At 70.2% G+C, this 13,695-nt stretch carries 13 protein-coding genes; 8 read left to right on the top strand and 5 right to left on the bottom strand.

All coding sequences use genetic code 11. The features are described from left to right. Positions 1-33: 33 nt before the first annotated feature. The gene (gene tkt / locus OG858_RS10990) at positions 34-2,121 is read right to left on the bottom strand and encodes a transketolase (protein WP_328544955.1); all 2,088 of its coding nucleotides are present in this window, start codon (positions 2,119-2,121) and stop codon (positions 34-36) included. A 376-nt stretch (positions 2,122-2,497) separates the two neighbouring features. Here tkt and OG858_RS10985 point away from each other — a divergent pair, with 376 nt between their 5' ends. The 4 genes from OG858_RS10985 (at position 2,498) to OG858_RS10970 (ending at position 5,969) form a co-directional block, all read left to right on the top strand. Further along, the gene (locus OG858_RS10985; protein WP_086747595.1) at positions 2,498-3,454 is read left to right on the top strand and encodes a heme o synthase; all 957 of its coding nucleotides are present in this window, start codon (positions 2,498-2,500) and stop codon (positions 3,452-3,454) included. Between the two features lie 162 nt (positions 3,455-3,616). Beyond that, complete coding sequence (locus OG858_RS10980) at positions 3,617-3,979, top strand: hypothetical protein (protein WP_086747594.1); 363 nt, start codon at positions 3,617-3,619, stop codon at positions 3,977-3,979. A 57-nt stretch (positions 3,980-4,036) separates the two neighbouring features. Beyond that, a complete protein-coding gene (locus OG858_RS10975) occupies positions 4,037-5,143 on the top strand; it encodes an amidohydrolase family protein (protein WP_086747593.1) in 1,107 nt (368 codons plus the stop codon). Between the two features lie 58 nt (positions 5,144-5,201). After that, positions 5,202-5,969 carry a nucleotidyltransferase domain-containing protein gene (locus OG858_RS10970; RefSeq protein WP_328544956.1) on the top strand — a complete coding sequence of 256 codons (768 nt, stop codon included), beginning with the start codon at positions 5,202-5,204 and terminating at the stop codon, positions 5,967-5,969. A 27-nt stretch (positions 5,970-5,996) separates the two neighbouring features. Here OG858_RS10970 and OG858_RS10965 read toward each other — a convergent pair whose 3' ends face one another. The 4 genes from OG858_RS10965 to OG858_RS10950 all read right to left on the bottom strand — a co-directional run bounded on the left by OG858_RS10965 (position 5,997) and on the right by OG858_RS10950 (position 9,797). Continuing rightward, on the bottom strand, positions 5,997-7,010 hold the full coding sequence (locus tag OG858_RS10965) for a COX15/CtaA family protein (protein ID WP_086747591.1): 1,014 nt from the start codon (positions 7,008-7,010) through the stop codon (positions 5,997-5,999). 59 nt (positions 7,011-7,069) lie between these two features. Beyond that, positions 7,070-7,849, bottom strand: a complete 780-nt coding sequence (locus OG858_RS10960) for an ABC transporter permease (protein WP_086747590.1) — start codon at positions 7,847-7,849, stop codon at positions 7,070-7,072. Between the two features lie 180 nt (positions 7,850-8,029). Further along, positions 8,030-8,953, bottom strand: a complete 924-nt coding sequence (locus OG858_RS10955) for an ABC transporter ATP-binding protein (protein ID WP_086747589.1) — start codon at positions 8,951-8,953, stop codon at positions 8,030-8,032. Between the two features lie 10 nt (positions 8,954-8,963). Further along, positions 8,964-9,797, bottom strand: coding sequence for an aminoglycoside N(3)-acetyltransferase (locus OG858_RS10950; protein WP_328544957.1), 834 nt, complete (start codon positions 9,795-9,797; stop codon positions 8,964-8,966). A 161-nt stretch (positions 9,798-9,958) separates the two neighbouring features. On the opposite strand from OG858_RS10950, the gene OG858_RS10945 reads away from it, so the two are divergent. The 4 genes from OG858_RS10945 (at position 9,959) to OG858_RS10930 (ending at position 13,688) form a co-directional block, all read left to right on the top strand. Continuing rightward, a complete protein-coding gene (locus OG858_RS10945) occupies positions 9,959-10,693 on the top strand; it encodes a helix-turn-helix transcriptional regulator (protein WP_086747587.1) in 735 nt (244 codons plus the stop codon). After that, entirely contained in the window at positions 10,690-12,114 is a 1,425-nt protein-coding gene (gene sufB / locus OG858_RS10940; protein ID WP_328544958.1) for a Fe-S cluster assembly protein SufB, read from the top strand. The genes OG858_RS10945 and sufB overlap by 4 nt, the downstream gene beginning before the upstream one ends. A 63-nt stretch (positions 12,115-12,177) precedes the next feature. Continuing rightward, on the top strand, positions 12,178-13,359 hold the full coding sequence (gene sufD, locus OG858_RS10935; protein ID WP_328544959.1) for a Fe-S cluster assembly protein SufD: 1,182 nt from the start codon (positions 12,178-12,180) through the stop codon (positions 13,357-13,359). Beyond that, positions 13,359-13,688, top strand: a complete 330-nt coding sequence (locus OG858_RS10930) for a non-heme iron oxygenase ferredoxin subunit (protein ID WP_037691490.1) — start codon at positions 13,359-13,361, stop codon at positions 13,686-13,688. The genes sufD and OG858_RS10930 overlap by 1 nt, the downstream gene beginning before the upstream one ends. Positions 13,689-13,695 lie beyond the last annotated feature (7 nt).

Here is a 13,695-nt window from a genome sequence, read left to right as displayed (position 1 = left end):
AAATTCCATCTCCTACGTGTCGTGTGTAGAGCGTCAGCGCTGAGCGGCTGCGAGCGATTCCTGCGCGACCGCGGCCACGTTCTCGGCAGTGAAGCCGAACTCCTGGAAGAGGACCTTGCCGTCGGCCGAAGCGCCGAAGTGCTCCAGCGAAACGATGCGGCCGGCGTCACCGACGTACCGGTGCCAGGTCAGACCGATACCGGCCTCGACCGCGACCCGCGCCTTGACGGCCGGCGGCAGAACGCTGTCCCGGTACCCCTGGTCCTGCTCCTCGAACCACTCCACGGACGGCATGGACACCACCCGGGTGGGCACGCCCTGCGCCTGGAGCCGCTCACGGGCCTCCACGGCCACGTGCACCTCGGACCCGGTGGCGATCAGGACGACCTGGGCGTCGCCGCCCTCGGCGTCGAACAGGACGTAACCACCCTTGGCGGCATTCTCGTTGGCCTCGTACGTCGGCACGCCCTGGCGGGTGAGCGCCAGACCGTGCGGGGCGCCCTTGCCGAACTCCTTGGTCCAGCGCTTGAGGATCTCGCGCCAGGCGATCGTCGTCTCGTTGGCGTCGGCCGGGCGGACGATGTTCAGGCCCGGGATCGCCCGCAGGGAGGCCAGGTGTTCGACCGGCTGGTGGGTCGGGCCGTCCTCGCCGAGACCGATGGAGTCGTGCGTCCAGACGTACGTCACCGGCAGGTGCATCAGCGCGGACAGGCGTACGGCGTTGCGCATGTAGTCGGAGAACACCAGGAACGTGCCGCCGAAGATACGGGTGTTGCCGTGCAGCGCGATGCCGTTCATCTCCGCGGCCATGGAGTGCTCGCGGATGCCGAAGTGGATCGTGCGGCCGTAGGGGTTCGCCTCCGCCAGCGGGTTGTCCGCCGGGAGGAAGGACGACGTCTTGTCGATCGTCGTGTTGTTCGAACCGGCGAGGTCGGCCGAGCCGCCCCACAGTTCGGGGACGACCGCGCCGAGCGCCTGCAGGACCTTGCCGGACGCGGCACGCGTCGCGACGCTCTTGCCCGTCTCGAACTCCGGCAGGTGCGACTCCCAGCCCTCGGGCAGCTCGCCCGCGCTGATCCGGTCGAACTCCGCGGCCCGCTCGGCGTTGCCGTCGCGCCACTCCTGGAGCTGCTTCTCCCAGACGGCACGGGCCTCACGGCCACGCTCGCCCAGGGCGCGCGTGTGCGCGATGACCTCGCCCGCGACCTCGAAGTTCTTCTCCGGGTCGAAGCCGAGAACCCGCTTGGTGGCCGCGACCTCGTCCGCGCCGAGTGCCGAGCCGTGCGCGGCCTCGGTGTTCTGCGCGTTGGGGGCGGGCCAGGCGATGATCGAGCGCATCGCGATGAACGACGGCCTGTCGGTGACGGCCTTCGCGGCCTCGATCGCCTCGAACAGCGCGGCCGGGTCGAGGTCGCCGTTCGCCTTCGGCTCGACGCGCTGCACGTGCCAGCCGTACGCCTCGTACCGCTTGGCGGTGTCCTCGGAGACGGCCGTCTCGGTGTCGCCCTCGATCGAGATGTGGTTGTCGTCCCACAACAGGACCAGGTTGCCGAGCTTCTGGTGACCGGCCAGCGAGGACGCCTCGGCGGAGATGCCCTCCTGGAGACAGCCGTCACCGGCGATCACGAAGATGTGGTGATCGAACGGCGACTCGCCGACGGCGGTCTCGGGGTCGAACAGACCGCGCTCGTAACGGGCGGCCATCGCCATGCCCACCGCGTTGGCGACACCCTGGCCCAGCGGCCCGGTCGTCGTCTCGACGGCCTTGGTGTGCCCGTACTCCGGGTGGCCCGGGGTCTTCGAACCCCAGGTGCGGAAGGACTCCAGGTCCTCCAGCTCCAGGCCGAAGCCACCCAGGTACAGCTGGATGTAGAGGGTCAGGGAGGAGTGGCCGGCGGACAGGACGAACCGGTCACGGCCCACCCAGTCGGGGTCGGCGGGGTCGTGGCGCATCACCTTCTGGAAGAGGGTGTACGCGGCGGGCGCGAGGCTCATCGCCGTACCCGGATGGCCGTTGCCGACCTTCTGTACGGCGTCGGCTGCCAGGACTCGGGCCGTGTCGACGGCACGCTGGTCCAACTCGGTCCACGCGAGGTCTGTAGTGGTCGGCTTGCTGCTCACCCTGGGTCAGGGCTCCTCTCCACATGTCTCGTGCCGGTGTTCTTCACGGCACCGGCCGTTGTCGAGCCTACCCCCGTAGGAACGCGCATTTTTTCGAGTCATTTCCAGACTGCCGGGACTGTGTCAGGTCCGCCTCCCGACCAGTGGCTCGCATGCTGAGACCAGGGGGTTCCGCTGTTCGACATCTGAATACGGAACCGCTCATCCGACTGCTCAACCGAAGTGTGTTCGGCTCGCCACGGGGTGCCTCCCAAACACGACCCCACCCCCTTGAAAGGCTGGCTCTGGGCAACGTCTACAGTGGCGTGGTACGCGCGAGCCGTTACGGGGAGTTCACAACCGAAAGGCTTGCTGGGAGTCTCTGTCAGGGGTGTGCGTGACGGCCGTCGAATCCCGTCCACCGGGAGTGCTCGGGGCGAGCAGCACGAGCAGCAGCCGGGGTCAGCGGCCGATCGGGGCCCGAGCCAAGGCGTTCGTGGCGCTCACGAAGCCACGGATCATCGAGCTTCTGCTGATCACCACCGTTCCGGTGATGTTCCTCGCGGAGCAGGGCGTCCCGGATCTCTGGCTGGTGCTCGCCACATGCATCGGCGGCTACCTCTCGGCGGGCGGTGCCAACGCGCTCAACATGTACATCGACCGGGACATCGACGCGCTCATGGAGCGCACCTCGCAGCGCCCGCTGGTCACCGGCATGGTCACCCCCCGTGAGGGCCTCGTCTTCGGCATCACCCTCGCGGTCGTCGCCACCGCCTGGTTCGGGCTCCTCGTCAACTGGCTGTCCGCCTGGCTGTCGCTCGGGGCGCTCCTCTTCTACGTCGTCGTCTACACCATGATCCTCAAACGACGTACGTCCCAGAACATCGTCTGGGGCGGCATCGCCGGCTGCATGCCGGTCCTCATCGGCTGGTCCGCCGTCACGAACTCGATGTCGTGGGCCGCGGTGATCCTCTTCCTGGTCATCTTCTTCTGGACGCCGCCGCACTACTGGCCGCTCTCCATGAAGGTCAAGGACGACTACGCCCGCGTCGGCGTCCCGATGCTTCCGGTGGTCGCCTCCAACAGGGTGGTCGCGCGGCAGATCGTCCTCTACAGCTGGGTGATGGTGGCGGTCTCCCTGATGCTGACCCCGCTCGGCTACACGGGCTGGTTCTACACGGCGGTCGCCGTGGTGACCGGCGGCTGGTGGCTCTGGGAGGCCCACGCCCTCCAGAACCGCGCGAAGAGCGGCGCGACCGGCGGCAAGCTCAAGGAAATGCGTCTGTTCCACTGGTCGATCACGTACGTGTCGCTGCTGTTCGTGGCAGTGGCGGTGGACCCGTTCCTGCGCTGAATCCTTCGGCCGCGGGTGGTTCGTGGCCTGTCGCGCGGATCTCCGCGCTCCCGAAGAACGCGGATCCCCGCGCCTCTGAAGAACAAAGGGCGCGGGTTTCGTGTTCAAGGCCACGTGGGCCTGGCGTCGTCCCCTGCTCTACCCATCGGTAGCATCCTGGCCATGGCAGACACCAAGCAGGTTGACGAGGGCACCGACGCCAAGCAGGCCGCCAAGGCCGAGCGCAAGGCGGCCAAGCTCGCCAAGCAGATCACCGCCTTCTCCAAGGCCCACGGCGGAGCCGAGGCCCAGGTCGCCTACATCGGCCGGCTCGGAGCCCGCATCGTGCTCGTCGGTGAGGACGGCGGCTGGGGCGACCTGGTGGCCCCCAGCCACCCCATCGCCGAGCAGGCCGTGCAGAAGGCCGGCGTCACCGTCCACGAGGACTTCGACGGAGAGTTCGCCGCCAAGGTGCGGACCGGCCCGTACGAGTGGTCGCGGATGGCCGGAATCCAGGTCGGCGGCCCCGCCAACAGCAACACCTGAGCCCGGCTCACCCGTTAGGACCTGTGGGAGTTCACAGGTCCAGCCTCGGGGAGCCCGATGATCGAAACGCCGTCCCTCGTGGACCAGTACTGCCACGGCGTACTGCGAACGGAGCTGGGCCTCGGCACCTTCGAGGCCCACCTCGCCCGCAGTGAGGGCCCGCCGGCGCCCGGCACCACCTTCTTCGACACCCAGACGGGCTTCGCCGTGCGCCGCTGGTGCCCGCCCCTGCTGGGCCTGGAACCGCACTGCCCACCGGCCCGTTACCTGGCCCGGCGCCGCGAGCTGGGCGTACTGGAGGCGGGGCGCAGGCTGCTCCGGGGCAGTGGCATCACGACCTACCTCGTCGACACGGGGCTGCCTGGGGACCTCACCGGGCCGGGCGAGATGGCCTCCACCGCGGACGCGGACGCCCACGAGATCGTCCGCCTCGAACTCCTCGCCGAGCAGGTCGCGGACACCTCCGGCACCGTCGAGTCGTTCCTGGCCAATCTCGCCGAGTCGGTGCACGCGGCCGCCGCGAACGCCGTCGCCTTCGCGTCGGTGGCGGGCGTACGGCACGGCCTGGCGTTCGCGCCCGAGCCGCCCGGCCCGGGGGAGGTGCGCGGCGCGGTGGGGCGCTGGCTCGCGCACCGGCCGGTCGGCGGAGTGCTCACCGACCCGGTCCTGCTGCGCCACCTGCTGTGGATCGCCGTCGCCTCGGGCCGCCCCCTCCAACTCCACGCGGGCCTCGGCGAACCGGGCCTGCGCATCGACGCCACCGACCCCGTCCTGCTCACCGACTTCGCCCGCGCCACGGCGGGCCTCGGCACCGACCTGGTCCTGCTGCACGGCTACCCGTACCACCGCCACGCGGCCCACCTCGCCGGTGTCTTCCCGCACGTCTACGCCGACCTGGGCGCCGAACTCGTCCGCACCGGCGCACGCGCCACCGCCGTACTCGCCGAGGTCCTCGAACTCGCCCCCTTCGGCAAGCTCCTCTTCTCCAGCGGCGCCCAGGGCCTGCCCGAGCTGCACGTGGTCGGGGCCCGGCTGTTCCGTGAGGCGCTGGCCCGGGTGCTGGGGACCTGGGTGGCGGAGGGCGCCTGGTCACTGGCGGACGCGCAGCGCGTGGCGGGACTGATCGCGGCGGGGAACGCGCGACGGGTGTACGGGCTGGGGTGAGTCGGAGAGAACTGATGTGCGGGTGTACGGGCTGGGGTGAGCCGGAGAGACTGGCGGCATGACACGTGACAAGGCGATCGCCGGCTTACCCGACCTCGTCGGCGACACCGCGGTTTTGGTCCGACGCTTCCTCGACGAGCTCCGGGAACTCGGCCCGCTCGCCGTCTGGGCCCACGGCTCCCTCGGCGGAGGCGACTACCAGGAGGGCCGCAGCGACCTGGACCTGATCGCCGTCCTGGACGGTCCGGTCACCGCCCGGACGGCCTGGCGGGCGGGGCGGCTCCACGCCCGTCTGCGTGACGAGCCGCTCGCCGCCCACCTGCACTGCACCTACCTGGCCCCCGGCACGGCGGACGACGCCGAGCGCAAGCACCTCACCTGGGCCCACCGAAAGCTGTTCCGGCGGACGGTCACCCCGGTCACCCGACGCGAGCTGCACACCTTCGGCCTGGTCCTGCACGGTGAACCGCCCGAGGCACTGCTGCCACCGGTCTCCGTCATCGAGCTGGGCGCCTTCGTCGTCCGCGACCAGCGGGAGTTCTGGCGCCCGGCGGTCGACAGGGCCCATCTCTGGGAGCAGGACATCTGGGTCGACCTCGGACTGCTCACCTTCGCCCGCGCCACCGCCACCCTGCGCGAGGACCGCCTGATCTCCAAGCGCGAGGCCCTTGACCTGCTGCCCACCCTGGAAGCGCCCGCCGAGGTGGTCGAGGACATCAGGCGGCGCCGCTACGGGCAGCGGGCCGAGGAGGTGCCGTATCGGGGCGAGCTGACCCGGCGGTTCCTCGGCCCGGCGATCGACGACCTCGTACGCACGTACGGCTGACCCGGCGGGCGCAGGCCCGTCCCGGCCTCAGCCGCGCGCGGCGACCGGCGACTCCGCGACGGCCGGACCCGGCACGTCCACCGCGTCCGCCGGTCGTTCACGCAGGGCCAGCAGCACCCGGAGGGTGGCGATCCACACCAGGCAGGAGCCGAACATGTGGGCGCCGACCAGGACTTCCGGGAGGTCGGTGAAGTACTGGACGTAGCCGATGGCGCCCTGGGCGAGGAGGACCAGGAACAGGTCGCGGGTGCGGTCCAGCGGTCCGCGCGGGGCGTCGACCGCCTTCAGGACGAACCACAGGGCGAAGGCGAGCGTCACCACGATCCAGGCCAGGACCGCGTGCAGCTTGGTGACGTTCTCCCAGTTCAGCGGGATGCGCTCGACCTTGCTGGAGTCACCGGCGTGCGGGCCGGCGCCCGTGACGACGGTGCCCACCGCGATCAGCAGCAGCGTGACGCCCACCAGGACCCACACCAGCTGCTGCACCGCCTTGCCGACCAGCGGACGCGGGGCGGTGTCGGCCTCGCCGGTGCGGTGCCACATCACGGCCGCGACGGCGATGAGCGCGGTGGAGAGCATGAAGTGCGCGGCCACCGTGTACGGGTTGAGGCCGACCAGCACGACGATCCCGCCGAGCACCGCGTTGCTCATGACCACCCAGAACTGCGTCCAGCCAAGCCTGGTCAGGCTGCGCCGGTACGGCTTCTGCGAGCGCGCGGCGACGATCGCCCAGCCGACCGCCGCGCACAGTACGTACGTCAGCATGCGGTTGCCGAACTCGATGGCGCCGTGCACACCCATCGCCCGGGTCGCGGTGAGCGAGTCGTCGGTGCACTTGGGCCAGGTCGGGCAGCCGAGGCCCGACCCGGTGAGCCGCACGGCACCACCGGTCACCACGATGGCCACCGCCATGACGAGGGCGGCGAGGGCCGCGCGCCGGACCGTTCTGGGGTCCGGGGTCCAGCGGTCGGCGATGAAGGCGAGCGGGTTGCGCGCAGCGGAGACGAGGTCGTCGCGGGTCGGTTTCGGCACGCGCACCATGGTAGGCCCGCCGCTTGTGCACGCGTTCACGAGGGTGTGGCCATGGCTGTGAGCTGCGGCTATTCCCAGCGGAAGAACCGGGCGGCAGCGCCCAGCCCGAGCATCGCCCACACGGCGAGGATTCCGAGGTCGCCCCACGGCATCCCGGCGCCGTGCTGGAGGACGTCCCGCAGCCCGTCCGACAGGGCGGCGATCGGCAGCAGCCCGAGCACGCTCTGTGCCGCGTCCGGGAACTTGTCCAGCGGGACGACGACGCCACCGCCCACGAGCAGCAGCAGGAAGACCAGGTTCGCCGCCGCGAGCGTCGCCTCCGCCTTCAGCGTGCCCGCCATCAGCAGACCGAGACCCGAGAAGGCGGCCGTGCCGAGGATCAGCAGGAGCAGCACGGCGAAGGGGTTGCCGTGCGGGTTCCAGCCCATCGCGAAGGCGACCACGGTGAGCAGGACGACCTGGAGGATCTCCGTGACCAGTACGGACAGTGTCTTCGCGGTCATCAGGCCCCAGCGGGGGAGCGGCGAGACCGCCAGCCGCTTCAGCACGCCGTAGCGGCGTTCGAAGCCGGTGGCGATGGCCTGGCCGGTGAACGCCGTCGACATCACGGCGAGCGCGAGGACGCCGGGGGCAAGGAAGTCGACCGGCCTGCCCGCGCCCGTGTCGACGATGTCCACCGAGCCGAACAGCACCAGCAGCAGGGTCGGGATGACGACCGTCAGAAGCAGCTGCTCGCCGTTGCGCAGCAGCATCCTCGTCTCCAGGGCCGCCTGCGCCGCGATCATGCGGGGAAGGGGGGCGGCACCCGGCTTCGGCGTGTACATGCCCGTGTTCGTACGCGCGCTCATGAACGCAGCTCCTTGCCGGTCAGCTCCAGGCTGTGCCTTTCCGGGGGACGACCCCCGGACCCCCGGCCGATCCGTGTGCTCGCCGGAATCATGAACGCAACTCCTTGCCGGTCAGCTCCAGGCTGTGCCTTTCCGGGGGACGACCCCCGGACCCCCGGCCGATCCGTGTGCTCGCCGGAATCATGAACGCAGCTCCTTGCCGGTCAGCTCCAGGAAGACGTCTTCTAGGGTGTGCCGTTCCACCGAGATCCGGTCCGGCATCACCCCGTGCTGGGCGCACCAGGAGGCGACGGTCGCGAGGAGCTGCGGGTCGATCTTGCCGGTCACCCGGTAGACGCCGGGCGTCAGTTCGACGGCGGTGGAGTCCGCCGGGAGGGCCTTGAGCAGGGAGCCCACATCGAGGGCCGGGCGGCCGGTGAAGCGCAGAGTGTTCTCGGCGCCGCCCCGGCACAGCTCCTCCGGGGGGCCCTGGGCGATGACCCTGCCGCCGTCGATGATCGCGACGTCGTCGGCGAGCTGCTCGGCCTCGTCCATGTAGTGCGTGGTGAGGATGACCGAGACGCCGTCCGCGCGCAGGTCCCGGACCAGCTCCCAGGTGGCCCGGCGGGCCTGCGGGTCGAGGCCGGCGGTCGGCTCGTCGAGGAAGACCAGCTCGGGGCGGCCGACCACGGCCATCGCGAGGGCGAGGCGCTGCTGCTGGCCGCCGGAGAGCCGCCGGTAGGTCGTACGGCCGCAGCTTCCGAGCCCGAGGCGCTCGACGAGGGCGTCCACGTCGAGGGGGTGGGCGTGCAGCCCGGCCACGTGCCGGAGCATCTCGTCGGCGCGGGCGCCGGAGTAGACGCCACCGGACTGGAGCATCACGCCTATCCGGGGGCGCAGCGCGGCGGCCTCGCGGACCGGGTCGAGGCCGAGGACGGACACCGAACCGGAGTCCGGCTTCCGGTAGCCCTCGCAGGTCTCGATCGTGGTCGTCTTCCCCGCGCCGTTGGGGCCGAGCACGGCGGTGACGCCCGCCCCGGCCGCCAGGTCCAGGCCGTCCACCGCGGTCTTGTCGCCGTACCGTTTCACCAGGGACCGGACCTGGACCACGGGGTCGCTTCGCATGGGCCCGAGTCTAGGTAGGCGGCCGGGTGCCGAGGCGGCCGGGTCCGGAGATCTCCTCCTCACGGGGACGGTGCAACGGGAGCCAGCGCTCGGCGTACGCCACCGCGTCGGCCACCGGGAACAGACGTACGTCCGCCGCGCCGGCCTTTCCGCGGACGACCCCGCGGTCGCGCTCGAAGTCGTACCCCAGCTCGTCGAACCGGTCCGAGTCGATCGCCACCTCGGTCACCACCTCCCAGCCGTCCGGGCCCGGCCTGCCGACCTCGACCCGGGGCGAGGGGATCCGGTATTCGGCGAGGTGGAAGCTGGTGCAGGTGTCGTAGCCCGCGCCGAGCAGGAGCACGCGGGCGCCCGCCTTCTCCAGCCGGGCCAGGGGGCTGCGCTCGCCGAGGCGGCAGTCGGGGGCGTGGTCCGCGAGGATCGCCGCCGCGCCCGCGCCGATCGCCGCGAACGACGTCTGCGGGTGCGCGCTGCGCAGGGCGCCCGGCCAGGTCCGCACAGTCTCGGGGATCACGCCGATCCCGCGCGTGGGCGTGGTCCGGGGGTCGTACGCCGGCATGGTCGCCCGGATCAGCTCCCACCACTCCTCGGGCACCGGCGGGTACGCCCAAAACGCCGGGTCGGAGAGCTGCCCGGACTGGCTGGGGACGACCAGGGTGCCGTCCGGACCCAGTACGTCGAGCAGCGCCTCGACGACCGCGCCGGCACCTCCGCAGACCCAGCCGAGCGCACGGAGCGAGGAGTGCACGAGGAGGGTCTCACCGGGCTCGACACCGGCGGCGCGCAGGTCCGCCGCCAAGCCGGCACGAGTGACAAGTGGGCCGGTGGGAGGGGTTGTCGACATGGTGTGGCAGTCTTCCGGAGCGACCCGCGCGGCGCCACCCGTTTGATCGATCAATGATCGTTTCCGCAGGTCATCTTAGGTATACCTAAGTGATGCACGGCACCGCCCGCCCGTCCGGCCGCGGCTTGCCCCTCTCTGAGGAATTACGCAACAATGGCGTTGTGAAAAACGTTGGCGAGGCTCCGCAGGAGGAACTCGCGACCGGGGAGCGGTCCACACGCAACCGGGTCGCGCGGTCCATCCTGTCCCACGGCCCGTCCACCGTGGCCGACCTCGCCGGGCGCCTCGGGCTCACCCAGGCGGCCGTCCGCCGTCACCTCGACGCACTGGTCGGCGACGATGTCGTGCAACCCCGTGAGCAGCGCGTCTACGGCGCGCGTACGCGCGGACGCCCGGCCAAGGTGTTCGCCCTGACGGACTGCGGGCGGGACGCCTTCGACCAGTCGTACGACAAGCTCGCCACGGACGCGCTCCGCTGGATCGCGGACCAGGAGGGCGGGGAGCAGGCGGTCGCCGCCTTCGCCCGCGCCCGGGTCGCCGCCGAGGCCGGTGCCTACCGCACGGCCGTCGAGGCCGCGGACCCCGATCGGAAGACCGAAGCCCTGGCCAAGGCCCTGAGCGCTGACGGGTACGCTGCAACGGCGCGCAGCGCGCCCCATCCCCACCAGGGTGAGCAGCTCTGCCAGCACCACTGCCCGGTGGCCCATGTGGCCGAGCAGTTCCCGCAGCTCTGCGAGGCCGAGACCGAACTCTTCGCCGAACTGCTCGGCACGCACGTCCAGCGGCTGGCCACCATCGCCCACGGCGACGGCGTCTGCACGACGTTCATCCCCAGAATTTCCAAGACAGCCACCGACACCGCATCTGCAAGTACCGCCGGGAGGAACCCCGCATGACGCTCCCCATCGAGGAGACTGCCCACCCCGAGCTCGAGGGTCTGGGCAACTACGAATACGGCTGGGCCGACTCCGACGTGGCCGGTGCCTCTGCCAAGCGCGGTATCAACGAGGACGTCGTCCGCGACATCTCCGCGAAGAAGAACGAGCCGGAGTGGATGACCAAGCTCCGTCTCAAGGGCCTGCGCCTCTTCGAGAAGAAGCCCATGCCGAACTGGGGCTCGGACCTCTCCGGCATCGACTTCGACAACATCAAGTACTTCGTGCGCTCCACGGAGAAGCAGGCGGAGTCCTGGGAGGACCTGCCCGAGGACATCAAGAACACGTACGACAGGCTCGGCATCCCCGAGGCGGAGAAGCAGCGCCTCGTCGCCGGTGTCGCGGCCCAGTACGAGTCCGAGGTCGTCTACCACCAGATCCGCGAGGACCTGGAGGAGCAGGGTGTCATCTTCCTGGACACCGACACCGCCCTCAAGGAGCACCCGGATCTCTTCAAGGAGTACTTCGGGACCGTCATCCCGGTCGGCGACAACAAGTTCGCGTCGCTGAACACGGCCGTGTGGTCCGGCGGCTCCTTCATCTACGTGCCGAAGGGCGTGCACGTGGAGATCCCGCTCCAGGCCTACTTCCGCATCAACACGGAGAACATGGGCCAGTTCGAGCGGACGCTGATCATCGTCGACGAGGACGCCTACGTCCACTACGTCGAGGGTTGTACGGCCCCGATCTACAAGTCGGACTCCCTGCACTCCGCGGTCGTCGAGATCATCGTCAAGAAGGGCGCCCGCTGCCGCTACACGACCATCCAGAACTGGTCGAACAACGTCTACAACCTGGTCACCAAGCGCGCCGTGGCGTACGAGGGCGCGACCATGGAGTGGATCGACGGCAACATCGGCTCCAAGGTCACCATGAAGTACCCGGCCGTCTACCTGATGGGCGAGCACGCCAAGGGCGAGACCCTCTCCATCGCCTTCGCGGGCGAGGGGCAGCACCAGGACGCCGGCTCCAAGATGGTCCACATGGCGCCGAACACCTCCTCCAACATCGTCTCCAAGTCGGTGGCGCGCGGTGGCGGCCGTACGTCCTACCGTGGTCTCGTCGAGATCGGCGAGGGCGCTCACGGCTCCAAGTCGAACGTGCTGTGCGACGCGCTGCTCGTCGACACCATCTCGCGCTCGGACACCTACCCGTACGTCGACGTCCGTGAGGACGACGTGTCCATGGGGCACGAGGCGACGGTCTCCAAGGTCAGCGACGACCAGCTCTTCTACCTGATGAGCCGTGGCATGACCGAGTTCGAGGCGATGGCGATGATCGTGCGCGGCTTCGTCGAGCCGATCGCGAAGGAGCTGCCGATGGAGTACGCGCTGGAGCTCAACCGGCTGATCGAGCTGCAGATGGAAGGCGCGGTCGGTTAACCCCCGCCCCCTTTCGGATACAGCTAGCGAAATCTGACGAAGGAAGAGAGCAGACCGACAGCCATGGCTGAGGCTCAGAACATCCCGGTGGGTTCGACCACCGCCGGCCAGATCGCGGTGGCCGCCGAGTCGACCGTCGCCACGCGCATGAGCGCGCCCCCGTCCTTCGACGTGGCGGACTTCCCCGTGCCGCACGGCCGCGAGGAGGAGTGGCGGTTCACCCCGCTGGAGCGGCTGCGCGGGCTGCACGACGGCACCGCCGTCGCCACCGGCGACGCCGTGAAGGTCGACGTCCAGGCGCCCGAGGGCGTCACCGTCGAGCTGGTCGGCCGTGACGACCCGCGCCTCGGCCGGGCCGGCATGCCGGTGGACCGTGTCGCCGCCCAGGCGTACTCGGCGTTCGAGAAGGCCGGTGTGATCACCGTCCCCAAGGAGACGGTCCCCACCGAGCCGATCCGTATCGCCGTGCACGGCGAGGGCGGCACCGCCTTCGCCCACCAGGTCGTCGAGCTGGGCGCCTTCGCCGAGGCCGTCGTCGTCATCGACCACACCGGTGACGCCGTGCTCGCAGCGGGCGTCGACTACATCCTGGGTGACGGTGCCAAGCTGACCGTCGTCTCCGTCCAGGACTGGGACGACAAGGCCGTGCACGTGGCCCAGCACAACGCCCTCATCGGCCGCGACGCCTCCTTCAAGTCCGTCGTGGTCACCTTCGGCGGCGACGTCGTACGACTGCACCCGCGCGTGGCCTACGCCGGCACCGGCGGCGAGGCCGAGCTCTTCGGTCTGTACTTCACGGACGCCGGCCAGCACCAGGAGCACCGCCTCCTGGTCGACCACAACGTCCCGCACTGCAAGTCGAACGCCGTCTACAAGGGCGCGCTCCAGGGCGAGGGTGCCCACGCGGTGTGGATCGGCGACGTGCTCATCGAGGCCACGGCCGAGGGCACCGACACCTACGAGATGAACCGGAACCTGGTCCTCACGGACGGCGCCCGGGTCGACTCGGTGCCGAACCTGGAGATCGAGACCGGCGAGATCGTCGGTGCCGGCCACGCCTCCGCGACCGGCCGCTTCGACGACGAGCAGCTCTTCTACCTGATGGCCCGTGGCATCCCGGCCGACGAAGCCCGTCGCCTGGTGGTCCGCGGTTTCTTCGCCGAGCTGGTCCAGCAGATCGGCGTGGCCGACATCCAGGAACGCCTTCTCGTGCGGATCGACGAGGAGCTGGAGGCGTCGGTCTGATGACTGCCTCTTCGACGTACCTACGCGCCTGCGGGCTGAGCGAGCTGGAGGAGGACACCCCGAAGCGGGTGGAACTCGACGGCACGCCGGTCTCGGTCGTGCAGACCGAGGGCGAGGTGTTCGCCATCCACGACATCTGCTCCCACGCGAACGTCTCGCTCTCCGAGGGCGAGGTGGAGGACTGTCAGATCGAGTGCTGGCTGCACGGCTCCGCGTTCGACCTCAGAACCGGCAAGCCGTCCGGCCTTCCCGCGACGCGCCCCGTCCCCGTTTACCCCGTAAAGATCGAAGGGGACGACGTGCTCGTCTCCCTCACCCAGGAGTCCTGAGGAACCC

Source organism: Streptomyces europaeiscabiei (genome assembly GCF_036346855.1).
Taxonomy (GTDB): Bacteria; Actinomycetota; Actinomycetes; order Streptomycetales; family Streptomycetaceae; genus Streptomyces; species Streptomyces europaeiscabiei.
The sequence above is the reverse complement of the archived record's forward strand: the minus strand, read 5'-3'. Positions and strand labels throughout refer to the sequence as shown.

Excerpts from the sequence above, each read along its gene's own strand:
- OG858_RS10980 (WP_086747594.1), top strand. The coding sequence starts at position 3,617 with ATGGCAGACACCAAGCAGGTTGACGAGGGCACCGACGCCAAGCAGGCC.
- OG858_RS10975 (WP_086747593.1), top strand. The coding sequence starts at position 4,037 with ATGATCGAAACGCCGTCCCTCGTGGACCAGTACTGCCACGGCGTACTG.
- OG858_RS10970 (WP_328544956.1), top strand. The coding sequence starts at position 5,202 with ATGACACGTGACAAGGCGATCGCCGGCTTACCCGACCTCGTCGGCGAC.
- OG858_RS10965 (WP_086747591.1), bottom strand. The coding sequence starts at position 7,010 with ATGGTGCGCGTGCCGAAACCGACCCGCGACGACCTCGTCTCCGCTGCG.
- OG858_RS10960 (WP_086747590.1), bottom strand. The coding sequence starts at position 7,849 with ATGAGCGCGCGTACGAACACGGGCATGTACACGCCGAAGCCGGGTGCC.
- OG858_RS10955 (WP_086747589.1), bottom strand. The coding sequence starts at position 8,953 with ATGCGAAGCGACCCCGTGGTCCAGGTCCGGTCCCTGGTGAAACGGTAC.
- OG858_RS10950 (WP_328544957.1), bottom strand. The coding sequence starts at position 9,797 with ATGTCGACAACCCCTCCCACCGGCCCACTTGTCACTCGTGCCGGCTTG.
- sufB (WP_328544958.1), top strand. The coding sequence starts at position 10,690 with ATGACGCTCCCCATCGAGGAGACTGCCCACCCCGAGCTCGAGGGTCTG.
- sufD (WP_328544959.1), top strand. The coding sequence starts at position 12,178 with ATGGCTGAGGCTCAGAACATCCCGGTGGGTTCGACCACCGCCGGCCAG.
- OG858_RS10930 (WP_037691490.1), top strand. The coding sequence starts at position 13,359 with ATGACTGCCTCTTCGACGTACCTACGCGCCTGCGGGCTGAGCGAGCTG.